This is a genomic window from Sinomonas cellulolyticus, assembly GCF_014656475.1.
In the GTDB taxonomy this organism is placed as follows: Bacteria; Actinomycetota; Actinomycetes; order Actinomycetales; family Micrococcaceae; genus Sinomonas; species Sinomonas cellulolyticus.
In genome coordinates, this window is record NZ_BNCM01000001.1 from 40,610 (window position 1) to 62,706 (window position 22,097).

19 protein-coding genes are annotated in these 22,097 nt (G+C 69.2%); 15 read left to right on the forward strand and 4 right to left on the reverse strand.

The genetic code is table 11. The annotated features are described in order from the left end of the window. On the reverse strand, positions 1–2,664 hold the full coding sequence (gene asnB / locus IE231_RS00185; protein WP_189691933.1) for an asparagine synthase (glutamine-hydrolyzing): 2,664 nt from the start codon (positions 2,662–2,664) through the stop codon (positions 1–3). Between the two features lie 88 nt (positions 2,665–2,752). On the opposite strand from asnB, the gene pdxT reads away from it, so the two are divergent. The 9 genes from pdxT to IE231_RS00230 all read left to right on the forward strand — a co-directional run bounded on the left by pdxT (position 2,753) and on the right by IE231_RS00230 (position 12,656). After that, complete coding sequence (gene pdxT, locus IE231_RS00190) at positions 2,753–3,445, forward strand: pyridoxal 5'-phosphate synthase glutaminase subunit PdxT (protein ID WP_189691934.1); 693 nt, start codon at positions 2,753–2,755, stop codon at positions 3,443–3,445. A gap of 2 nt (positions 3,446–3,447) precedes the next feature. Further along, positions 3,448–4,203 carry a YebC/PmpR family DNA-binding transcriptional regulator gene (locus tag IE231_RS00195; protein WP_189691935.1) on the forward strand — a complete coding sequence of 252 codons (756 nt, stop codon included), beginning with the start codon at positions 3,448–3,450 and terminating at the stop codon, positions 4,201–4,203. A 48-nt stretch (positions 4,204–4,251) separates the two neighbouring features. Next, positions 4,252–4,836 (forward strand): crossover junction endodeoxyribonuclease RuvC, encoded by a 585-nt coding sequence (ruvC, locus tag IE231_RS00200; protein ID WP_189692267.1) that lies wholly within the window; start codon positions 4,252–4,254, stop codon positions 4,834–4,836. Positions 4,837–4,977: 141 nt separating this feature from the next. Continuing rightward, positions 4,978–5,619 carry a Holliday junction branch migration protein RuvA gene (gene ruvA / locus IE231_RS00205; protein ID WP_189691936.1) on the forward strand — a complete coding sequence of 214 codons (642 nt, stop codon included), beginning with the start codon at positions 4,978–4,980 and terminating at the stop codon, positions 5,617–5,619. Continuing rightward, on the forward strand, positions 5,612–6,703 hold the full coding sequence (ruvB, locus tag IE231_RS00210) for a Holliday junction branch migration DNA helicase RuvB (RefSeq protein WP_189691937.1): 1,092 nt from the start codon (positions 5,612–5,614) through the stop codon (positions 6,701–6,703). Before ruvA ends, ruvB begins: the two co-directional genes overlap by 8 nt. A gap of 131 nt (positions 6,704–6,834) precedes the next feature. Further along, complete coding sequence (yajC, locus tag IE231_RS00215) at positions 6,835–7,323, forward strand: preprotein translocase subunit YajC (RefSeq protein ID WP_189692268.1); 489 nt, start codon at positions 6,835–6,837, stop codon at positions 7,321–7,323. Between the two features lie 75 nt (positions 7,324–7,398). Then, positions 7,399–9,168, forward strand: coding sequence for a protein translocase subunit SecD (gene secD, locus IE231_RS00220; RefSeq protein ID WP_189691938.1), 1,770 nt, complete (start codon positions 7,399–7,401; stop codon positions 9,166–9,168). Then, complete coding sequence (gene secF / locus IE231_RS00225) at positions 9,168–10,163, forward strand: protein translocase subunit SecF (RefSeq protein WP_189691939.1); 996 nt, start codon at positions 9,168–9,170, stop codon at positions 10,161–10,163. Before secD ends, secF begins: the two co-directional genes overlap by 1 nt. A gap of 69 nt (positions 10,164–10,232) precedes the next feature. Next, complete coding sequence (locus IE231_RS00230; protein ID WP_374189395.1) at positions 10,233–12,656, forward strand: RelA/SpoT family protein; 2,424 nt, start codon at positions 10,233–10,235, stop codon at positions 12,654–12,656. A gap of 12 nt (positions 12,657–12,668) precedes the next feature. On the opposite strand, the gene IE231_RS00235 is transcribed toward IE231_RS00230, so the two are convergent. From IE231_RS00235 to IE231_RS00245, 3 genes are all read right to left on the reverse strand, one after another. Continuing rightward, positions 12,669–13,259 (reverse strand): hypothetical protein, encoded by a 591-nt coding sequence (locus tag IE231_RS00235; RefSeq protein ID WP_189691940.1) that lies wholly within the window; start codon positions 13,257–13,259, stop codon positions 12,669–12,671. A 115-nt stretch (positions 13,260–13,374) separates the two neighbouring features. Further along, complete coding sequence (locus IE231_RS00240) at positions 13,375–14,847, reverse strand: DUF349 domain-containing protein (protein ID WP_189691941.1); 1,473 nt, start codon at positions 14,845–14,847, stop codon at positions 13,375–13,377. Further along, on the reverse strand, positions 14,844–15,659 hold the full coding sequence (locus tag IE231_RS00245; protein WP_189691942.1) for a peptidylprolyl isomerase: 816 nt from the start codon (positions 15,657–15,659) through the stop codon (positions 14,844–14,846). The genes IE231_RS00240 and IE231_RS00245 overlap by 4 nt, the downstream gene beginning before the upstream one ends. 69 nt (positions 15,660–15,728) lie before the next feature. Between IE231_RS00245 and hisS the strand changes: the two genes are divergently transcribed. The 6 genes from hisS to IE231_RS00275 all read left to right on the forward strand — a co-directional run bounded on the left by hisS (position 15,729) and on the right by IE231_RS00275 (position 22,081). Next, the gene (gene hisS, locus IE231_RS00250) at positions 15,729–17,078 is read left to right on the forward strand and encodes a histidine--tRNA ligase (protein WP_189691943.1); all 1,350 of its coding nucleotides are present in this window, start codon (positions 15,729–15,731) and stop codon (positions 17,076–17,078) included. A 75-nt stretch (positions 17,079–17,153) separates the two neighbouring features. Continuing rightward, a complete protein-coding gene (aspS, locus tag IE231_RS00255) occupies positions 17,154–18,956 on the forward strand; it encodes an aspartate--tRNA ligase (RefSeq protein ID WP_189691944.1) in 1,803 nt (600 codons plus the stop codon). A 120-nt stretch (positions 18,957–19,076) separates the two neighbouring features. After that, positions 19,077–20,543, forward strand: a complete 1,467-nt coding sequence (locus tag IE231_RS00260) for a replication-associated recombination protein A (protein WP_189691945.1) — start codon at positions 19,077–19,079, stop codon at positions 20,541–20,543. A 152-nt stretch (positions 20,544–20,695) separates the two neighbouring features. After that, entirely contained in the window at positions 20,696–21,319 is a 624-nt protein-coding gene (rpsD, locus tag IE231_RS00265; protein WP_189691946.1) for a 30S ribosomal protein S4, read from the forward strand. A gap of 122 nt (positions 21,320–21,441) precedes the next feature. Then, positions 21,442–21,822: a DUF948 domain-containing protein gene (locus IE231_RS00270; protein ID WP_189691947.1), complete on the forward strand. Its 381-nt coding sequence runs from the start codon at positions 21,442–21,444 to the stop codon at positions 21,820–21,822. Between the two features lie 46 nt (positions 21,823–21,868). Then, positions 21,869–22,081 (forward strand): hypothetical protein, encoded by a 213-nt coding sequence (locus IE231_RS00275; RefSeq protein ID WP_189691948.1) that lies wholly within the window; start codon positions 21,869–21,871, stop codon positions 22,079–22,081. Positions 22,082–22,097: the final 16 nt, after the last annotated feature.

The window sequence follows — 22,097 nt, forward strand, 5'->3', positions numbered from 1 at the left end:
TCAGTCCTGCGCGAAGACGAGGGACATCGGGGTGGCCTGGGACCCTTGGCCCTGGGGGTTGTCCTTGAACATCCCCGCGATCGTCTCCTTGGGCAGATCCGTGTCGTGTCCCATGACCACGACACCGAGATCGTTGGCGTCCATGACCGCCGACCCCCGGAACGAGGCTGTGGCCTCGGCCGGGAGGGCGGCGCGGACCGCGGCGCTGAGCGCCCGCGCGACGCCGTCCGGATCCTTGGGTGCGAGCTTCACCGAGTTGCTCGCCGCGCCCAGGCTGTACGGCGTCGCGCCGTCGATCGCGTTGATGTTGTGGCCCACCACGTCGTAGAAGACGCCGCTCTTGCCCTGCAGCTTCCCCACGACCGACGCTGCGGCCGCCTTGGCGATCAGGGGCAGGCCCACCTCGTTGATCGCGATCTGCATCGACCACGGGCTGCCCAGGCCGATGCCGGCCGGCGTGCGCGTCACGAACTTCGAGAGCACGCGCGCCGCAGGGGTCACCTTGATCTCCCACACGGGGAAGGACCGGCCCTGGGTGATGGCGACGATCTTCTCGCTCACCAGGAGGTACCACCCCTTGCCGTCGACGGCGGTGCGCGCCTCGGCGGGGGCATCCGGCAGCCCGTCGAAGAAGCGCTTGACGTACGAGGCGACGGTGGGCGCGAGCTGGGTGTCCTTCGCGAAGACCTCCGTCTGGAGGGGGTACCGGCGGAACAGCGAACCGTTCGAGGCGATGTCCAGCTCCTTGCCGGGATTCGCCTCGTAGTCGCTCTTGTCTGCCTTGACGTCGGCGGGCGCCTCGTCCTTGTCGATGAACTCGCGCAGCCAGAGCTCCACGTTCAGCAGGCGCCAGAAGATCATGGTATCGGCGTCGTTCTTGCCGTTGAGGTACTCCTCGAAGGCGGTGAGGACCTGCTCGCGGTCCCAGTAGGGGCGCGAGTAGAACGAGTTGGACATGAAGATCTTGTAGAGGCGCTCCTTCATGAGCTTGAACCACTCCGCCTCAGGGGTGGTGAAGCCGATCTTGTTGCGCCGGTTGCTGATCATCTCGGGGAGCAGGCCGCGGGTCGCGTCCCGGAGCACGCGCTTGTTCCAGCCCTCCTTGATGATCGCCTCGTCGGAGAGCGAGAAGAGGTACTTGACGACTTCCTTGTCCAGGAACGGCACGCGGCCCTCGAGCGAGAAGCGCATGGTGTTCTTGTCCTCATAGCGCAGGAGCGAGGGGAGCGACTTTGCGAAGAGGTCGTCGATGAGCCGGGCCTTGAGGTTCGACGCGATGTTGCCGAAGGATTCCCCCGAGAACTGCTGGGCCCACGACTTCTTCAGCAGGGTCCCCATCGAGACCGTCTTCCTGCCGCTTGCCATGCCGCGCAGCCGGAACCGGCCGAGCCTGTAGAAGATGTCGAGGCTCGACGACGACTCCCGGGCGAGCGTCGCGTAGTCACCGGCAGCCTTGAGCTGGCGCAGGTAGGCGAAGTAGTACGGGATGTAGCCGGCCATCATCTCGTCGGCGCCCTGGCCGTCGAGGAGCACGGTGACGTGCTTGGAGGCCTCCTTCATGACGCAGTACTGCGCGTACGGGCCGGAGGAGATGATGGGCTCCTCCATGGTCCGGACGAAGTCGAGCAGGTCGGCGTCGAAGCCCTCCGGCGTCGGCTTGATCTTGTGGGCGTCGATCGTGCCGCCGCACACGGCGATGGCCGCGTCGGCGTAGGCCTCCTCGTCGTTGATCGCATTGGGGAAGACCGCGCTGAACGTGTTCTGCCTGGCGCCCACGGCCTCGAGCCCTTCGGCGTTCTGGCGCATGAGCTGGTTAATCGTCACGACCACCGCGGAGGAGTCGAGGCCGCCGGACAGCGCGCTGCCGACCGGGACCTCCGAGTTGAGGCGGATCCTGATCGCTTCGGTGAACCGCCGGCGGTACTCGTCGACGACCTCGGGGGTGTAGGGCGTATTGACCTGGGCGAGCTCCGCGAGCTCCTCCTTGAGGCGGGTGTAGGACGAGATCCGGAAGCGGCCGCTGTCGAGCTCGATCGTCATCATCTCGCCCGGGAGGAGCTTGCGGACGCCGTCGAAGAACGTCTCTTCGGTGTCGTCGTGGATGCGGTACTGGAGGTAGCGGTAGAGGATCCGCTCGTTGGGCTTGGCCTCGATGAGGTCCGTGCCGAGGATCGGCTTGATCTCCGAGGCGAAGAGGAGCTGAGGCTCGTGCTCGGTACCGGCGTTCGCCCAGTACAGCGGCTTGATGCCGAAGTGGTCGCGGGCCAGGACCAGCTGGCCGCGGTGCTGGTCGAGGATCGCGAGGCCGAACATCCCGTTGAACCGGTCGAACGCTTCGGTTCCCCACTGCTCGTAGGCCTGCAGTACCACCTCGGTGTCGGAGGCGGTGCGGAAGGTGCGCCCGAGCTGCTCGAGCTCGGCGCGCAGTTCGCGGTAGTTGTACACCTCGCCGTTGTAGACGAGGACGGTCTCGCCGTCTGCGCTCACCATGGGCTCCTGCCCGTGGGCGACGTCGACGATCGCCAGACGGCGGTGGGCCAGCCCCACCCTGCCGGACGCGAAGTAGCCTTCGCCGTCCGGGCCCCGGTGCACGATGCAGGAGTTCATCTCCTTCAGGAGCGATTCCTCGAGCCCTGCGCCGAAGTATCCGGCGATTCCGCACATAGTGCTGTCCTCTTCTGTTGACGGCGAAGGTCCGCGGTCCATGCTACCGGCGGGCAGCGGACGCCGACCGCCGGGTGACTAGACTGTCATGGTGACTCTGAACCCCACGACCTCACCCTCCGCGGCCGACTCGAGCGTGCCGGTTGTCGGCGTGCTGGCCCTCCAGGGCGACGTGCGGGAGCATCTTGCCGCGATCGAGCATGTGGGTGCCCGTGCCGTGAAGGTGCGCCGGCCTGAGGAGCTCGACGGGCTTGACGGGCTCGTGATCCCCGGCGGCGAATCCACGACGATCGACAAGCTGTCCCGTGCCTTCGGCATCACCGATCCGCTGCGCGCCAAGATCCGCGCAGGCTTCCCGGTGTACGGCTCGTGCGCCGGCATGATCCTGCTCGCGGACGAGATCGCCGATCCGACCGAGGACCTCGCGGGGCGCCCGCAGGAGTCCTTCGGCGGCCTCGACATCACGGTGCGCCGGAACGCGTTCGGCCGTCAGCGGGAGTCCTTCGAGACGGACCTCGACTTCAAGGAGGTCGACCAGAGCGGAGGTCCCGTGCACGCGGTGTTCATCCGCGGACCGTGGGTGGAGCGGGTCGGTCCGGGCGTCGAGGTGCTCGCCGAGGTGGACCCAGCCCACGCGTCGCACACGGCCACGCTCGGGGGCAGGTCTAGAATTGTCGCAGTGCGTTCTGGAGCGCTGCTCGCGACATCCTTCCATCCCGAGGTGACGGGCGAGACTCGGATCCATGAACTCTTCATCCGCATGATCAGGACAGGAGCGTAGGCATGTCCGGCCACTCCAAGTGGGCGACCACCAAGCACAAGAAGGCCGTCATCGACGCCAAGCGTGCAAAGGCGTTCGCCAAGTACATCAAGACCATCGAGGTCGCGGCCCGCATGGGTGGCCCGGACCTCTCGGGCAATCCCGCTCTCGACCTCGCCGTGAGCAAGGCCAAGAAGAACTCGGTTCCGAACGACAACATCGACCGTGCGATCAAGCGCGGTGCCGGCCTGACCGGCGAGGCGATCGAGTACACCGAGATCATGTACGAGGCCCGCGGGCCCCAGGGGTCGGCGCTGCTCATCGAGTGCCTCACCGAGAACCGGAACCGTGCTGCCGCGGACGTCCGCCTCGCGGTGACGCGCAATGGCGGCACCATGGCGGACCAGGGCTCCGTCACCTACCTCTTCAACCGCAAGGGCGTGGTGAGCCTGCCGAAGAACGGGCTGTCGGAGGACGACCTGCTCATGGCCGTCCTGGATGCCGGTGCCGAGGAGGTCAAGGACGGTGGCGAGAACTGGATCGTGTATTCGGATCCGAGCGACCTCCAGGCCATCCGCGATGCGCTCACTGAGGCCGGTATCGAGTACGAGACCGACGAGGCCGAGTTCGTGCCCTCCATGGAGGTCGGCCTGGACGCCGACGCCGCGCGCAAGTTCGTGCGCCTGGTCGACGCGCTCGAGGACCTCGACGACGTCCAGAACGTGTACTCGAACGCGGACATGAGCGATGAGGTCATGGCGGAGCTCGAGAACGACTGAGCTGTGGCCGATTCTGGCGACGCCGGCGCCCTGAGGCCCGGGTCCGCCCTGCGTGTGCTGGGCGTCGATCCGGGCCTCACGCGTTGCGGCATCGGAGTGGTCGACGTCGCGCGCGACCGCACGGCGACTCTCGTCGACGTCACCGTGGTCGGCACCAAGGCCGACGAGCCGCTCGACGCCCGGCTCCTGACGATTGCCCGGGCGATCGACGACTGGCTCGACAAGCACAGCCCCGACGTCGTCGCCGTCGAGCGGGTCTTCTCCCAGATGAACGTCAGCACGGTCATGGGCGTCGCCCAGGCGTCCGGGATCGTCATCGCTGCCGCCGCGCGGCGCGGCATCCCGGTGGCGCTGCACACCCCGAGCGAGGTCAAGGCCGCCGTGACGGGCAGTGGGCGCGCGGGCAAGGAGGCCGTCACGCGGATGGTCACCAAGATCCTCCGCCTCGAGACCTCACCGCGCCCGGCCGACGCCGCCGACGCCCTCGCGCTGGCCCTGGCCCATGCGTGGCGCGGCAGCGCGCCCGGCTCCCCGTCCGCCGCGGGACGCACGACGGCGGTGGGGGCGGAGACGCTGACACCCGCGCAGAGGCTATGGCAGGAGGCAGAGGCGAAGGCGCGCCGCGGCAGATAGGCGGCCACGGTCCGGGTGGCGGAGGGTGCGGGCGGAGGCGAAGGCGCGCCGCGGCAGATGAGGCGGTCGGCCGCCGTCGGACGCTAGAGTCCTCGTAGATATGTTCGGTTGGGGCGGAGAAGGTTGGGCGAGGATTAAGAGATGATCAGCTTTCTCCGAGGGCCGGTGGCGTACGTGGGCCTGTCCTCGGGTGTGGTCGACGTCAACGGCGCGGGCATGTCCTTCTGGGCCACCCCGCAGACGCTCTCGGGCCTGAGGGTCGGTGAGGAGGCGACGGTCCACACGTCGCTCGTGGTCCGTGAGGACTCGCTGACCTTGTACGGCTTCGCCGAGCCGGAGGAGCGGGAGGTCTTCGAGGTCCTGCTCGGGGTGTCCGGCGTGGGGCCGCGTCTCGCGCTTGCGGTCCTCGCGGTGCACAGCCCGGAAGCCGTACGGGTCGCTGCGCACACGGAGGATGCGAAGGCCTTCACGAAGGTCCCGGGGATCGGGCCGAAGGTGGGGGCGCGCCTGGTCCTGGAGCTCAAGGGCAAGCTGGTGCCTCTGGGATCCGACGAGGCTCCGGCGGCTGTGCCAACGGAAGCGGACGCCTCGTGGAAGCCCCAGGTGGTCGCCGCCATGGCGTCCCTGGGGTGGAGTGAGAAGGACGCCACCGCGAGCATCGACAAGGCAATGGCAGATGCGCCCGAGGTTGCGGAATCCGGAAGCGTGCCAGAGATCCTGCGGGCCACGCTGCGGTGGCTCGGCCAAGGCGCGCGTGCCGTGAAGGCGGGCGCCCGTGGCTGAGCCGTCGCTCGTGGCGAGCCAGGAGGAGCCGGAGGAGCGCGCCGTCGAGGCCGCGCTGCGGCCCAAGTTCCTCGACGAGTTCGTGGGGCAGGCCCGGGTCCGTCGGCAGCTCTCGCTCGTGCTCGAGGCGAGCAGGCTCCGCGGGAGGACCGCGGACCATGTGCTCCTCTCGGGACCCCCGGGCCTCGGCAAGACCACCCTCGCGATGATCATCGCGGGGGAGATGAACGCCCCGCTGAGGATCTCTTCTGGACCGGCGATCCAGCACGCGGGCGACCTTGCTGCCATCCTGTCCTCGCTGTCCGAGGGCGAGGTCCTCTTCCTCGACGAGATCCACCGGATGTCGCGGCCTGCCGAGGAGATGCTCTACATGGCCATGGAGGACTTCCGGGTGGACATCGTGGTGGGCAAGGGAGCCGGCGCCACCGCGATTCCGCTCGACCTGCCGCCCTTCACCCTCGTCGGGGCTACGACAAGGGCCGGCCTCCTGCCGGGCCCACTGCGCGACAGGTTCGGGTTCACTGGCCATCTCGAGTTCTACTCGGTCGAGGAGCTCGAACTCGTCCTGAGGCGCTCGGCGGCCTTGTTGGATCTCCGCGTCACCTCGGCTGGCTTCACGGAGGTGGCCGGCAGGTCCCGCGGCACCCCCCGCATTGCGAACCGCCTCCTCCGGCGCGTGCGCGACTGGGCGCTCGTGCACGGGACCGAGCAGATCGATGCCCGTGCGGCGGGTGCCGCCCTGGACATGTACGAGGTCGACGCGAGAGGGCTGGACCGGCTCGACCGGTCAGTCCTCATAGCCCTCACGACGAAGTTCGGCGGAGGGCCGGTAGGCCTCTCGACGCTCGCCATCGCCGTGGGGGAGGAGCCTGAGACCGTCGAGACAGTCGCGGAGCCGTACCTTGTCCGCGAGGGTCTCATGGGCAGGACTCCGCGCGGACGGATTGCCACGCCTCTCGCGTTCTCGCACCTCGGGCTCGCGGTCCCGCCCGATGCTCCCTTTGCGGCCGCAGGCTCGGAGTTCGCTGAGAGCGCAACTCTCTTCGGCCCGGGATCGGACGAGGACGCCGGTTCGTTGGACTGAGCGCCGCGTTAGGCATGAGCCACTACACTGAAAGACATGCTTCCCGCTGAGGCGGGACACCACGCTGTGCCCGGGACCGCCCTGGCCGGTTCCCGTGCCCACACACACAGATTGGACCTCGCATGGACCTGATGACCGTCCTCCTGTTGGCCGTCTTCGCCTTCTTCATCTTCACGATGTTCAGGCGGAACAAGAAGGCCCAGCAGCAGCAGAAGGAGATGCAGTCCCAGTTCGCGCCGGGCGTGGAGGTCATGACGAGCTTCGGGCTGTTCGGCAGGATCGTCTCCGTCGATGACGCCGAGAACAAGGTTGTCCTCGAGCTCAGCCCGGGGAACTTCGCCACCGTGCACCGTCAGGCCGTCACCAAGGTTGTCGAGCCCACGGCCGCCGCCGGCGCAACCGCCGATCCGACCCTCGGCGCGGAGCCGACCCTTGGCGCGGAGCCGGCCTTCGGCAGCGAAGCGCCCCACGCGGACGGCGTGGCACCGGGAGCCGGCGGCGCGTCGTCGTCGGGCGTCTCGCTGGGCAAGGCCGACTCCCCGGCGCCGCAGGAGCAGCTTGCCGAGACTCCCGAGGAGACGCTGCGGCGTCTCAACGACGAGGGCAAGAGCGGAAAGTAAGTCCGACCACCGCCGCCCGGCCTCTGGCCGGGCGGCCCCGCGCCATCAGGCGCCGTCCACGATCGAAGGACCACCATGGCACGATCCCGCATGCGGCCGGGACTCAAGACACTCATCTCCCTCGGCGTCATCCTCCTCGCCCTCGCCGGCATCCTCGGCGGCGGGGTGATCGCGGGCAAAGCCTCGTGGGCGCCCAAGCTGGCCCTCGACCTTGAGGGCGGCACGGAGATGATCCTCTCCCCGAAGGTCTCCGACGGATCCCAGATCAACCAGGACCAGCTCAACCAGGCGGTCGAGATCATCCGCCAGCGCGTGGACGGGTCGGGCGTCTCCGAGGCGGAGATCAGCACCCAGTCGGGGCGCAACGTCGTGGTGAGCCTTCCGGGGACTCCCTCCGCCGAGACCCGCCAGCTCATCCAGGCCTCGGCGGACATGAACTTCCGTCCCGTCCTCGTGGTGGGCGACCCCGCGGCGGTGCCGCAGGACCAGCGGCTCACGGACGACAAGCTTCCCAAGCCCACGGCCGCCCCGACGAACGCGAGCGACAGCAACTGGATCACGGCGGACGTGTACAAGCAGTACGAGGCGCTCGACTGCACCCAGCCCCAGCCGGAGAAGTCGGAGCGCTCGGACCCGGCGAAGCCGCTCGTCACGTGCGAGCCAGCCGACGGCGCCCGGCCCGCGGCCAAATACATCCTGGGGCCGGTCGAGATCCCCGGGACCGACATCTCGGGCTCTACCTTCCAGCTGCAGCAGGGCCAGCAGGGCGCGGTCACCAACGAGTGGGCCGTCAACATCCAGTTCAACGGCGACGGCACCCAGAAGTTCAAGGCCGTCACCACCCGGCTCAACGGCTTCTACGCCGCGAACCAGAACGACCCGAAGGCCCAGTTCGCGATCGTCCTGGACGACAAGGTGCTCTCGGCGCCGCGCACCCTCGCGGTGATCACCGACGGCCGTCCCCAGATCACGGGCAACTTCACGCAGCAGAGCGCCCAGGCCCTGTCAGACCAGCTGCGCTACGGCGCGCTGCCGATCAGCTTCGAGATCCAGAGCGAGCAGCAGATCTCGGCGACCCTCGGCACCCAGCAGCTCGAGATGGGCCTGCTGGCAGGCGGCATCGGCCTCCTGCTCGTCGTCATCTACTCGCTGTTCCAGTACCGTGCGCTCGGCTTCGTCACGATCGCCTCGCTCGTGGTGGCGGGGGCGCTGACCTACCTTGCGATCGCCATCCTCGGGTGGACGCAGAACTACCGCCTCTCCCTCGCCGGCGTGGCGGGCCTGATCGTGGCCATCGGCCAGACGGCCGACTCGTTCATCGTGTACTTCGAGCGCATCCGCGACGAACTCCGTGAGGGCAGGGGGCTCGTCTCCGCGGTCGAGAACGGATGGAAGCGCGCCAAGCGGACCGTGCTCGCGTCGAAGGCCGTCAACCTCCTCGCCTCCGTCGTGCTGTACTTCGTCGCCGTGGGCAACGTGCGCGGATTCGCGTTCACGCTTGGCCTCACCGCGATTGCGGACCTCATCGTCGTGTTCATCTTCACGCACCCGACCCTCCAGCTGCTGGCCCGCACCCGCTTCTTCGGGGAAGGCCACCGGTTCTCCGGCCTCGATCCAGCCCGCCTCGGTGCCGTTCCGCTGTATCGGGGCGCGGGACGCCTCCGCGAGGCATCCGAAGCCGCCAAGGCCAACCGGAAGCCCAAGAATGCTGCGGCCGCGGGCGAGGCCAGCCGTCGCATGACCATCGCCGAGCGCCGCGCGGCCGAGATGCAGAAGCAGTCTGAGATGTCTTCCGCCGCGGGGCGGTCCAACCGGGCGCAGGGCAACTCGGGGGAGGAGAACTGATGGCGAACTTCTTCGCTCGCTTCGGCAATGAGCTCTATGCGGGAAAGCGGTCCTACCCGTTCGTGGAGCGCAAGAGGCTCTGGCTTGGCATTGCAGGGGTGCTCACCCTCGTGTCGATCCTCATCCCGCTCCTCGCCGGCGGCTTCAACCTCGGGATCGAGTTCCGCGGCGGGAGCGAGTTCCGGGTCTCCGACGCGGTCTCGACGGACATCCATCTGGGCGAGCAGGCCGTGGACGCCGTGGCTCCGGGCACCCAGCCCCGCGTGAGCAACATCGCGCCCGGAGCGATGCGCGTCCAGACCGAGAAGCTCTCCGACTCACAGACGCTCGAGGTCAAGGACAAGCTCGCCTCCGCCTATGGGGTCGCACCAGACCACGTCACCTCCTCGTTCGTCGGCCCGACGTGGGGGGCCGACGTGTCCCAGCAGGCGCTCCTCGGCTTTGTGATCTTCGTGGTCCTCGCGGCCGTCCTGATGGCCCTGTACTTCCGTACATGGAAGATGTCGCTCTCGGCGCTCACCGGGATGCTCGTCACGATGATCGTCACGGCCGGCGTGTACGCGGCCAGTGGATTCGAAGTGACCCCCTCGGCGATCATCGGCTTCCTTACCATCCTGAGCTACTCCCTGTACGACACGGTGGTGGTGTTCGACAAGATCCGTGAGAACACCGCAGACGTCACGTCGTCGACCCGCCGGACCTTCGCCGAGGAGGTCAACCTTGCCGTCAACCAGACGCTCGTGCGCTCGATCAACACGATGATGGTGGCTGTGCTCCCCGTGGCTGCGATCCTGTTCATCGGCGCAGGCCTGCTGGGCGCCGGGACCCTGCGCGACCTCTCGCTGGCGCTCTTCGTCGGTATCCTGATCGGTACTGCCGCCACGCTCTTCATCGCTGCGCCGATGTACGCGTGGCTGCGCGAGCGAGAGCCGGCACTCGTCAAGCAGGCAGAGAAGGTGCATGCTCGTCGGTCGAGCGCGAACGCGGGCGTCTGAGCCCAGCAGCGGGGCATACACTGAGGGAATCCCGTGAAGGATCCCGGTCCAGGAGTGGAGGTGCCCTCAGTGGTGGAGCGTCCGACGTCGTCCCCGGCGCAGTCCGGCGCGCCCGGCGCCGCGGCGAGCGGCACCGGGGGCACGACGTCGCCGGTTGAGCGCACGCCTGCCCGCGCCGCTGATGCGAAGCCGGCCGCGCCCACGCAGCCGAGCAACAGCCTCCTGGAGAGGCCGACGCTGGGGCGCAGGGACTGGTCCTTCAGCCGGCTGGCACGGCTGACGGGGCGAGGTCCCAGCGCGCACTCTCCGATCCTCGAGCCGCTCCTGCGCACTGTGCGGGCCAACAACCCGCGGGAGGACTTCGACCTCATCCAGCGCGCGTACGAGGTGGCGGAGCGCAGCCACCAGGGACAGAAGCGCAAGAGCGGCGACCCCTACATCACACACCCGGTCGCGGTCGCCACCATCCTCGCCGAGCTCGGCATGAGCGGCACTACCCTTGCCGCCGCACTCCTCCACGACACCGTCGAGGACACGTCCTACACGCTGGACCAGCTCAGGAAGGACTTCGGCCCTGAGGTCGCGATGCTCGTGGACGGGGTCACGAAGCTCGACAAGGTGCAGTTCGGCGAGGCGGCGCAGTCCGAGACGGTGCGCAAGATGGTCGTGGCGATGGCCAAGGACATCCGTGTCCTGGTCATCAAGCTCGCCGACCGGCTGCACAACGCACGGACGTGGCGGTTCGTCTCCCCGGAGTCCTCGGCGCGCAAGGCCCGGGAGACGCTCGAGATCTTCGCGCCGCTGGCCCACCGGCTCGGCATGAACACCATCAAGTGGGAGCTCGAGGACCTCTCGTTCGCCGCGCTCTATCCGAAGGTGTACGAGGAGATCGTGCGGATGGTGGGCGCGCGCACCCCGGAGCGTGAGAAGCAGCTCTCGGTGATCCGGACGCAGATCGCCGACGACCTGCGCGCGGCCAAGATCAAGGCCGAGATCACGGGGCGCCCCAAGCACTACTACTCGATCTACCAGAAGATGATCGTCCGCCAGAAGGAATTCGACGACATCAACGACTTGATGGGCGTGCGCGTCCTCGTGGACACGGTCCGGGACTGCTACGCCGTGCTCGGCACACTCCACGCCCGCTGGAACCCCCTGCCGGGGCGTTTCAAGGACTACATCGCGATGCCGAAGTTCAACATGTACCAGTCGCTGCACACTACGGTGATCGGCCCGGGCGGCAAGCCGGTGGAGATCCAGATCCGGACGCACGACATGCACCGTCGCGCCGAGTACGGTGTCGCGGCGCACTGGAAGTACAAGGACCAGCCGGGGGCCCAGAGCCACAGCCCGAGCGGCAAGGCCTCCGAGATGGGGTGGCTCCGCTCCCTCGTGGACTGGCAGCAGGAGACGTCGGACCCGGGGGAGTTCCTCGACTCTCTCCGCTTCGAGATCAATGCGAAGGAAGTCTTCGTCTTCACGCCCAAGGGTGAGGTCATGGCTCTGCCGGCGGGGTCGACCCCGGTCGACTTCGCCTACGCGGTCCATACGGAGGTGGGCCACCGCACGATCGGCGCGCGCGTCAATGGCAAGCTCGTCCCGCTCAACAGCGAGCTGAACCATGGAGACTGGGTCGAGATCTTCACCTCGAAGGCCGAAGGTGCGGGCCCCAGCCAGGACTGGCAGCACTTCGTCAAGAGTGCCCGCGCGCGCAACAAGATCCGCCAGTGGTTCTCGAAGGAGCGCCGCGAGGAGGCCATCGACAAGGGCAAGGAACTGCTCACGCGCGCCATGCGGAAGCAGAACCTGCCCCTGCAGCGTCTTCTGAGCCACGATGCGCTGCTCGCGGTTGCCCAGGAATTCCGCTACACCGACATCTCCGGACTCTACGCGGGTATCGGGGACGGGCACGCCTCGGCCCAGTCTGTGGTCGAGAAGCTCGTGGACAGCCTCGGAGGTGCTGCGGGTGCCGCGGAAGACATCGCTGAGACCATAGCTCCGACCAAGGGCAGCGTTCCCCCGCGGTACTCGAACTCGGGGGTCATCGTGAAGGGCGTGGGGGACGTCTGGGTGAAGCTCGCCCGGTGCTGCACGCCGGTTCCGCCGGACCCGATCGTGGGGTTCGTCACAAGAGGCTCAGGAGTCTCCGTCCACCGGACTGACTGCACGAACATCGCCACGCTGCGCTCGGAACCCGACCGCATGGTCGACGTCGAGTGGGCGCCGACGCAGTCGAGCGTCTTCCTCGTCGAGATCCAGGTGGAGGCGCTCGATCGCAAGAGCCTGCTCTCGGACGTCACCCGGGTGCTCTCGGAGAACCACGTGAACATCCTCTCCGCCCACGTGCACACCTCGACCGATCGCCTCGCCGTCTCCCGCTTCGCCTTCGAAATGGGAGACCCGAAGTACCTGAGCCACGTGCTCAGTGCCGTGCGCCGCATTGACGGCGTCTTCGACGTCTACCGCACCACCGGCAACCGCCGCCGCACCTGAGGCAGCCGCCCCTCAGCTGAGCCGCTCGAGGAGCCGCCGTGCGCGCTGCTTGTTCGGCTGGTTGGGGAGCGCAGCGAGCCCCCGGTCCACGAGCCCCACGCTCAGGCCAAGGGCCGGATGCGCGAGCATACGCCGGAGCACCGGGAGTGCCAGACGCTCCTCAGAGTGGAGGGAGAGGTCGAGGGCCGTCCTCAGGCCGCTCGTCACCCGCAGATCAGCGATCTCCAGGATGTCGAAGGGGCCGAAGCTCACCTCGTGCACGAGCAGCCTGTCTCCGGTCCCCAGCCGCCCTATCCTGCGCGTGCTCTCCACGAGCATGACGGGCAGCTCGGGCGGCGGAGCGCAGCCAAGGATCCAGGCGGCCGTCATCCTGCCCGCCACGGTCCGCTCCCGCACCCTGGGGGTGAGTGCGGCCGAGAGGGCGCGCGCCCGCAGCTCCGGCGTGGGCCTCGTCGCCGCCGGGACGTAGACCCGTCCGACGAGGCGGTGCAGCACCCCGTCGCTCTCCATGGCCTGGAGCTCGACGGCGGTGAACGGGCTCCCGGCCATCAGGACCGGGGGTTCGAGGGTGGCTGAGGACGGGCGCTGCAGTGTTCCGGGCATACCGACATCATGCCGCGGCACGATGCGCCGCGTCCTGTGGACAGCAGGGCCTGTGGATAACGGGCAGGGGCCCGGCCGACGTGCTGCGGTCCGGGCCCCTGGGGTGCTGGAAACGTCAGGCGAGCTCGCCTGCCGACTTCTGGAGCGTTGCGAGCCATGCGCGGCGGGCGTCGAGCGCCTCCTGGGCCTTCGAGGCGGCGCGGGCGTCACCCTTCGACTGGGCAGCGGCCAGCTCCTCCTCCAGACCCGCGATGGAGGACTCAAGCTGGCTGAGCGCCGAGTCGGTGCGTGCCTTGGTCTCGGGATCGGTGCGGCGCCAGTTCTCGTGCTCCGCCTGGGCCACGGCGTCCTCGACCTTGCGAAGGCCAGCCTCGATGCGGCCCATGTCGGCGCGAGGGACCCGGCCGGCATCCTCCCAGCGTTCCCGGATCGACTGCAGCGACTTCTTCGCAGCGGCAAGATCCTTCACGGGGAGGATCTGCTGCGCCTCGGCGAGCAGGGCCTCCTTGACCTTCAGGTTGGCGGTGTACTCGCGGTCCACCGCGTCGTTGGCGGCCTGGCGCGCTTCGAAGAAGACGTTCTGGGCGGCACGGAAGCGCGTCCAGAGGGCGTCGTCGTCCTTGCGGCTCGCGCGGGGCGCTGCCTTCCACTCGTCCATGAGGCGCCGGTACTCTCCGGCGGCCCAGCCCCATTCGGTCGAGGACTGCAGCGTCTCGGCCTCGGCGATGAGCTTCTCCTTGATGGACTTCGCCTGGGCATTGACGCTGTCGAGCTGGGAGAAGTACGCGCGGCGGTGGCGGTCGAACTGGGTGCGTGCGGCGCGGAACCGCTTCCAGAGGGCGTCCTCGGCCGCGCGGCCGAGCCGCAGGCCCGATTTCTGCGACGCCTTCCAGTCCTCGAAGAGCTCGTTCATCCGCGCGCCGCTGGACTTCCACTGGGTCCGTTCCGGATCCTGGCCGCTGATCTGCTCGGCCTCCGCCACGATGGCCTCGCGGCGCTCGAGCTCCTGGGCGCGGGCGGCGTCGTGCTGGGCCTTCTCTGCGGCCTCCGCGTCGGCGAGCGAGCCCTCGAGCGCGTCGAGCCGCGCTTCCGCGGCTCGCAGATCTCCGACCATCGCCCGCTCTGCGAGCTGGGAGCGCAGGTGGCCTGCGGCCTTGCGGACGTCGGCGACCGCCGCATGCGAGCTCACCCGCTGCTCGAGCAGCGAGATCTGCGCGAGGACATCCTCGAACTTGCGGGCAAAGTAGGCCAGTGCCTCCTCGGCGGAGACGCCGGGGTACTGGCCCACCGGATGCTCTTCGCCGTCAATGGTGAGGAAGACATGGCCGTCGCCCTCGACCCGGCCCCACTTGGCGGCCTCGGTCAGGGACACGGTGGGAACAGGCGCGCTCGGCGCGACCGGCTGCACGGGTGCTGCGGCCGCGGGAGCGGCCGGTCTCGGCTTCGCCGCGAAGGCGGCGGGGGAGGGAACGGGTGCGGCCGGACGGGCCGCGGTGTCGTCGGATTTCTGACTTTCGGTCACCGCTAGAACTCTTTCACTTGTGGTCTGTCTTCCGGATGGGCTCCCCTGCGGGTCAGCCCACGTCATTTCACCGAAAACGAGTCTATCGTGACTGGGGTCACGGGAGGCCCGTCGTTTCCGGTCTTCACGCCTGCAGCAGCGATCCCCTGGACCACGTCGAGGCCGGACGTCACCGTGCCCACGACCGTGTAGCCGCCGGCGCTGTCCGCGGGGATCGTCGTGTCCTTGTACACGATGAAGAACTCCTGGCCATTCCCGTAGGCGTTGTTCGCCGTGCGGGCCACGGCGATCGTCCCGGCCGGGTACTTGCCGTCCGTCGGGGTGTTCTCGAGCGGGCCCCACGTGTAGGAGGGGTCCGAGGTGCCGTCGGCCTTCTGCCCGCACTGCAGGAGCGCGAACGCGTCGCCCGTGGTGAGGCGGCCGCACGTGCGCCCGTTCAGGGTGCCGGTCTGGGCGAGGGATGCGAAGACGGCTGCGGCCTCCGGGGCCTTGGTGCCGTCCAGCTGGACACCGACGGGCTTGCCGTTGAGCACGAGGTCCCCGCTGAACGTCTTGCCGGCAGCGGTCTCCGGCTTGGGGATCTCAGGCCCGTTCGTCTGCGGGGCGCTGGCGCTCGGAGTGGGAGTCGGGCTCTGGAGTCCCGCCTGCGCCGCCGCATAGTCGGCGGCGGTGGGGTTCGAGGCGAAGACCGTTCCCTGGAGCACTGCCGCGACGATCAGCGCAACAGCGCCTGCCGCGGCGGCGATCAGGTTGTCGCGGCGGCGGCGCTGCTCCTTGCCCCGGCGCAGCTCCGCCTTCGCCTCCATGAGCTGGACCCGGCGGCGTTCCTCCCGTGCGTTCCGCTTGACCACTGGGGGAGTCCTCCTATGCTCGCGCATCCGACGGGTGCCTCATCAGGCGCATAAACTTGTGCAGCAGCCAGTCTACGCACAAGGAGTTTGTCCCCCATGGCACGTACCGCCTCACTGTCAGGATTCCCCGAGTGGCTTCCGCAGGAGAGGCTCGTGGAGCTGCACGTGCTCGACACGCTCCGGCGCACGTTCGAGCTGCACGGGTTCGCCTCCATCGAGACGCGGGCAGTGGAGACTGTGGGCCAGCTCCTGCGCAAGGGCGAGATCGACAAGGAGGTGTACGGACTCTCCCGCCTCCAGGACGACGAGGACACCGCCAGCCGCGACGACGCCCACGCCCTCGCATTGCACTTCGACCTCACCGTGCCGTTCGCCCGCTACGTCGTGGAGAACGCCGGCTACCTCGCTTTCCCCTTCCGCCGGTACCAGATCCAGAAGGTGTGGCGCGGGGAGCGTCCACAGGAGGGACGCGCCCGCGAGTTCACCCAGGCGGACATCGATGTGGTGGGCGACGGCGAGCTGCCCTTCCGCTACGACGTCGAGCTTGCGCTGGTCATCGCAGAAGCCCTCTCCGCGCTCCCGATCCCGCCGTTCCGCCTCCGGGTCAACAACCGCAAGCTCGCGGAGGGCTTCTACCGAGGCATCGGCCTGGCTGACACCGCCGGCGTCCTGCGCAGCATCGACAAGCTCGAGAAGGTCGGCCCGGAGAAGGTCGCCGAACTGCTGCAGGAGGAGCTCGGCGCCACGCCCGAGCAGGCCAAGGCGGCCCTCGAGCTCGCCTCCATCCGGACCGAGGACACCTCCTTCGTTGCACAGGTGCGCGCGCTGGGCGTCCAGGACGGCCTGCTCGAGGAGGGCCTGAGCGAGCTGGAGCAGGTCATCGCCGCGGCCTCGGCCGCCGCGCCCGGGAAGGTCGTCGCCGACCTCTCGATCGCCCGCGGCCTCGACTACTACACGGGCACCGTCTACGAGACGGTCCTGACCGGCCACGAGCAGCTCGGCTCGATCTGCTCGGGCGGCCGCTATGACGCTCTGGCCACGAAGGGGAACCGCAAGTTCCCGGGGGTCGGCCTCTCGATCGGCGTGACGCGTCTCGTCTCCCGCATCCTGAGCCAGCAGCTGGCCACCGCCAGCCGCTCCGTTCCCACTGCCGTCTACGTCACACTCGTCGACGACGACTCGTGGGGCGCCGCCCAGGGCGTGGCCGCCCAGCTGCGCGGCCGTGGCATCGCGGTCGAGGTCGCCGCCAAGGCCGAGAAGTTCGGCAAGCAGATCAAGTACGCGGACCGGCGCGGCATCCCGTTCGTCTGGTTCTCGCACGCGGACGGCACGCACGAGGTCAAGGACATCCGCTCAGGCGAGCAGGTCGCCGCAGACCCGTCGAGCTGGATGCCCCCCGCCGAGGACATCGTCCCGCAGGTCTCCGCGTCCCCCGCCGGCGAGTAGACGCAGGCCGCCGCGACCGCCGTCGCGGGTAAACTCGATCCGAACCCTTTGACGAGCCGACTTTAAGGAAGACCTGTGCTGCGCACACACGGCCTCGGGACACTGCGTCCCGAGCACATCGGACAGACTGTCACCCTTGCGGGCTGGGTGGCCCGCCGCCGAGACCACGGCGGGGTGGCCTTCGTGGACCTGCGGGACGCGACCGGAGTGGCGCAGGTCGTGGTCCGCGAGGAGGAGGTCTTCCACGGGCTGCGCAACGAGTACGTGCTCCAGGTGGTCGGCACGGTCGAGCGCCGCCCCGAGGGCAACGAGAACCCGCAGCTCGCCACCGGCGAGATCGAGGTCATCGCCGAGAAGGTCGTGGTCCTGAACACGGCCGACCCGCTGCCCTTCCAGGTCGACGAGCACGTCGAGGTCGGCGAGGAGGCGCGGCTCAAGCATCGCTACCTCGACCTCCGCCGCCCCGGGCCGGCACGGGCGATGCGCCTGCGGTCCGAGGCGAACCGCGTGGCGCGCGAACTGCTCCACGGCGAGGACTTCGTCGAGGTCGAGACTCCCACACTCACCCGTTCGACCCCCGAGGGCGCCCGCGACTTCCTCGTGCCGGCGCGTCTCGCGCCCGGCTCCTGGTACGCGCTCCCGCAGTCGCCGCAGCTGTTCAAGCAGCTCCTGCAGGTGGGCGGGATCGAGAAGTACTTCCAGATCGCCCGCTGCTACCGTGACGAGGACTTCCGCGCCGACCGCCAGCCGGAGTTCACCCAGCTGGACATCGAGGCCAGCTTCGTGGAGCAGGACGACATCATCGCGCTCGGGGAGCGCATCGTCGCCGCGCTGTGGAAGCTCATCGACGTCGAGATCCCGACCCCGATCCGCCGCATGACCTACGCCGAGGCAATGGCCAAGTACGGCTCGGACAAGCCGGACCTCCGCTTCGGGCTCGAGCTGACGGACCTCACCGAGTACTTCAAGGACACGACCTTCGGCGTGTTCAAGGCCGGCTACGCCGCGGGCTACGTCGGCGCCGTCGTCATGCCCGGCGGTGCCTCCCAGCCCCGCCGCACGCTCGACGCGTGGCAGGAGTGGGCCAAGCAGCGCGGTGCGAAGGGCCTCGCCTACGTCCTGTACAAGGAGGACGGCGAGCTGGCCGGCCCGGTCGCCAAGAACCTCACCGACGCCGAGCGCGCGGGCCTCGCAGACGCCGTGGGTGCCAAGCCCGGCGACTGCATCTTCTTCGCCGCCGGAGAGCCGGGCCCCTCGCGCGCCCTGCTGGGGGCGGCGCGCGTGGAGATCGGTCACCGCACTGGCCTCATCGATCCCCACGACTGGGCCTTCGTGTGGGTCGTGGACGCCCCGCTGTTCGAGCCCTCGGCGGATGCGAAGGCCTCCGGCGACGTCGCGCTCGGCTACTCCGCCTGGACCGCCGTGCACCACGCCTTCACGTCGCCCAAACCCGAGTTCATGGACACCTTCGACACGGATCCGGGCGAGGCCCTCGCCTACGCCTACGACATTGTCTGCAACGGCAACGAGATCGGCGGCGGCTCGATCCGTATCCACCGGCGTGACATCCAGGAGCGGGTCTTCAAGGTCATGGGCATCGGGCCCGAGGAGGCGCAGGAGAAGTTCGGCTTCCTGCTCGAGGGCTTCAAGTACGGCGCCCCGCCGCACGGCGGCATCGCTCTCGGCTGGGACCGCGTGGTCGCCCTTCTGGCCGGCGTCGACTCGATCCGCGAGGTGATCGCGTTCCCGAAGACCGGCGGCGGCTATGACCCGCTCACTGCCGCGCCCGCTCCCATCACCCCGGAGCAGCGCAAGGAGGCTGGCGTGGACGCCAAGCCGGAGCCGAAGAAGGCGGACAAGGCAGAGAAGGCCGACTAGGACAGCTGCGTCGGCTGAGCTCCGGCGCACGACGGCGAAGGCGCGGCTCCCGCTGGGGTCCGCGCCTTCGTGGTCGGTGACCGTCCTGGGGTGTCGGTGTGCCGGGGTAGCGTAGAGGCAATGGAAGATCTGTTCGGTTCCCTCGGCAGCGTCAGCGGCGAGTCGGACGACGTCGGCGAGTACTCGCCGTCGTCCGCCGCGGGCGATCGCGCAGCGAAGGCCGCCCGCGATGCCCAGCGCAGCCCTCTCGCCGTGCGGATGCGGCCGCGCGGCCTCAATGAGGTCGTGGGGCAGCAGCACCTCTTGGGGGAGGGGTCCCCGCTGCGCCAGCTCGCGGCCGGGGTCGGCGCCGGGGGCACAGCGTCGCTCACCGGGCCCAGCTCCGTGATCCTGTGGGGGCCGCCCGGAACCGGCAAGACGACGCTCGCCCACGTGATCGCGCGCGGCCCTGGACGGAGGTTCGTGGAGCTCTCGGCGATCACGGCCGGGGTCAAGGACGTGCGCCGCGTCATGGACGAGGCCCTCACGGCCCGGGACCTTCACCGCACCACCACTGTCCTCTTCCTCGATGAGATCCACCGGTTCACCAAGGCCCAGCAGGACGCCCTCCTGCCCGGCGTCGAGAACCGCTGGGTGGTGCTTGTCGCCGCGACGACGGAGAACCCCTCCTTCAGCGTCGTCTCCCCGCTGCTCTCGCGCTCGCTCCTGCTCACGCTCAGGCCGCTCACGGACGGGGACATCCGCGGCCTCCTCGATCGGGCGGTGACGGACCCGCGCGGGCTCGGCGGCGCCGTCGTGCTCGCGGATGACGCCGCGGAGCACCTCGTGCGGCTCGCCGGCGGAGACGCGCGGCGCGCCCTGACGGCTCTCGAGGCGGCCGCCGCGGTCGCGCTCGGACAGGCTGGTGCCGCTCGAGAGGCCGACGCCGGGGGAGGTGGCGACGCCGGCCCCGTCACCGTGGAGGTCGCGCACACCGAGAAGGCCGTGGACGCGCATGCGGTGCGGTACGACCGCGCAGGGGACATGCACTACGACGTGGTGAGCGCGTTCATCAAGTCCATCCGCGGCTCCGACGTGGATGCGGCGCTGCACTACCTGGCGCGGATGGTCGAGGCGGGGGAGGACCCGCGCTTCATCGCCCGGCGGATCATCATCTCGGCCGCGGAGGACGTCGGCATGGCGGACCCGACGGCCCTGCAGACCGCGGTGGCCGCAGCTCAGGCGGTACAGCTCATCGGCATGCCGGAGGGCCGCATCGTCCTGGCCGAGGCGGTCGTGCACCTCGCGACCGCACCGAAGTCGAACGCGGCGTACAACGGCATCAATGCCGCGATCGCGGACGTGCGTGCGGGGTTGGGCACCGGCATCCCGGCCCATCTCCGGGACGCCCACTACGCAGGCGCGCAGCGGCTCGGGCACGGAAAGGGCTACCAGTACTCGCACGACGCGCCGCACGCCGTCGCGCGGCAGCAGTACCCGCCGGACGACCTCGTCGGCAGGGACTACTACACGCCCACTGCCAACGGCGCTGAAAGGGAGCTGCAGGCGAGGGTCGAGCGGCTGCGCGGGATCATCCGCGGCACGTGATAGGCTGGTTCACCGTCTGGCACGTCCGGGCGCTCCTCCCTGGCCAGTCGGCGGATGAGGCGCGCCCTCGGTAGCAGAAGGCAGTCGCGGGCCAATGCTCTCCACCTCCGGAGGCCAGGATTCCAGTGCCGCGGCATGATGAAAGGACACACGTGTCGAGCACTCGTGCCCGCCGTCAGACGCGCCTCTCGCGCTCTCTCGGCCTCGCCCTCACTCCCAAGGCCGCCAAGTACATGGAGCGCCGCCCATACGGCCCCGGTGAGCACGGCCGCGCCCGCAAGAAGCAGGACTCGGACTACGCAGTCCGCCTCCGCGAGAAGCAGCGCCTCCGCGCCCAGTACGGCATCCGCGAGGCGCAGATGACCCGCGCCTTCGAGGAGGCCAAGCGCACCAAGGGCCTCACCGGTGAGAACCTCATCGAGCTCCTCGAGATGCGCCTCGACGCCCTCGTGCTCCGTGCCGGGTTCGCCCGCACCATCGCCCAGGCCCGCCAGCTCGTCGTGCACCGCCACATCACCGTGGATGGCAAGCGGGTCGACCGTCCGTCGTTCCGCGTGGCCGAGGGCCAGCTCATCGGCGTCCACGAGCGCTCCGAGACGATGACGCCGTTCCAGGTTGCCGCCGCCGGCGCCCACCGCGACGTCCTCCCGACTGTTCCCGGCTACCTCGACGTCAAGCTCGAGTCGCTCCAGGCGCGCCTTGTGCGCCGCCCGAAGCGCTCCGAGATCCCCGTGACCTGCGAAGAGCAGCTCGTCGTCGAGTACTACGCCCGCTGATCCTCTCCGCCCACGGGCGGCAGGTCCAGCATGAGGAGCCCGCGGCGCCCGCCGCGGGCTCCTCGCGTGTGTAAGGTAGCCAGAGGGTTCGCGGGCATGCCGCGTGCTCGGGAGGAGGAACCGTGTCCGGAGGGGACATTGCAGGGCTCATCGCCGCGGGCGTCTTCGCGGTCCTCGTGGCACTTCTGGCCGTGCCGATCCTCAAGCTCGGCAAGGTCTTGGACGAGCTGCGCGGCTCGATCCGCACGCTTGCTGACGGTGCCACCCCGCTCATGGACGAAGTGACCATGACCGTCTCGACCACGCACGAGCAGCTCAAGAAGGTGGACGGCATCGCCGCCAACGTCTCCGACACCACCGCCAACGTCTCGGCCCTCTCCTCCCTCGTAGCGGCCACGGTCGGCTCTCCGCTCGTGAAGGTCGCGGCGTTCTCCTACGGGGTGCGCTCGGCCTTCGCCCAGCAGCGCAAGGCGACGCGCCCGTCCGGCCGGCGCAGCCGCTGAGACGGCCCGTCGACAGCCACCCCACCAGAAGGGAAACCCCGAGATCGTGAAGCGCATCGTGTGGCTCGGCGTGGGCATCGCCGTTGGCGTCCTCGCCTACCAGCAGATCACCAAGGCCCGCTCCGCTCCGGCACCCGGGGGCATCAACCGCGCGGTCGCGTCGCTGGCGGACACCGCAGCGCACTTCGCCCACGGAGTCCGCGAGGGCATGTCCGAGCGTGAGGCCGAGCTGCGCAAGGGGCTTGGTCTCACCGATTAGCGCCGGCGCCTAGAAT

What these genes read in the sequence shown, in the direction of transcription:
- asnB (WP_189691933.1), bottom strand. Translation starts at nt 2,664, where the DNA reads ATGTGCGGAATCGCCGGATACTTCGGCGCAGGGCTCGAGGAATCGCTC.
- pdxT (WP_189691934.1), top strand. Translation starts at nt 2,753, where the DNA reads ATGGTGACTCTGAACCCCACGACCTCACCCTCCGCGGCCGACTCGAGC.
- IE231_RS00195 (WP_189691935.1), top strand. Translation starts at nt 3,448, where the DNA reads ATGTCCGGCCACTCCAAGTGGGCGACCACCAAGCACAAGAAGGCCGTC.
- ruvA (WP_189691936.1), top strand. Translation starts at nt 4,978, where the DNA reads ATGATCAGCTTTCTCCGAGGGCCGGTGGCGTACGTGGGCCTGTCCTCG.
- yajC (WP_189692268.1), top strand. Translation starts at nt 6,835, where the DNA reads ATGACCGTCCTCCTGTTGGCCGTCTTCGCCTTCTTCATCTTCACGATG.
- secD (WP_189691938.1), top strand. Translation starts at nt 7,399, where the DNA reads ATGGCACGATCCCGCATGCGGCCGGGACTCAAGACACTCATCTCCCTC.
- secF (WP_189691939.1), top strand. Translation starts at nt 9,168, where the DNA reads ATGGCGAACTTCTTCGCTCGCTTCGGCAATGAGCTCTATGCGGGAAAG.
- IE231_RS00235 (WP_189691940.1), bottom strand. Translation starts at nt 13,259, where the DNA reads ATGCCCGGAACACTGCAGCGCCCGTCCTCAGCCACCCTCGAACCCCCG.
- IE231_RS00240 (WP_189691941.1), bottom strand. Translation starts at nt 14,847, where the DNA reads ATGACGTGGGCTGACCCGCAGGGGAGCCCATCCGGAAGACAGACCACA.
- IE231_RS00245 (WP_189691942.1), bottom strand. Translation starts at nt 15,659, where the DNA reads ATGCGCGAGCATAGGAGGACTCCCCCAGTGGTCAAGCGGAACGCACGG.
- hisS (WP_189691943.1), top strand. Translation starts at nt 15,729, where the DNA reads ATGGCACGTACCGCCTCACTGTCAGGATTCCCCGAGTGGCTTCCGCAG.
- IE231_RS00260 (WP_189691945.1), top strand. Translation starts at nt 19,077, where the DNA reads ATGGAAGATCTGTTCGGTTCCCTCGGCAGCGTCAGCGGCGAGTCGGAC.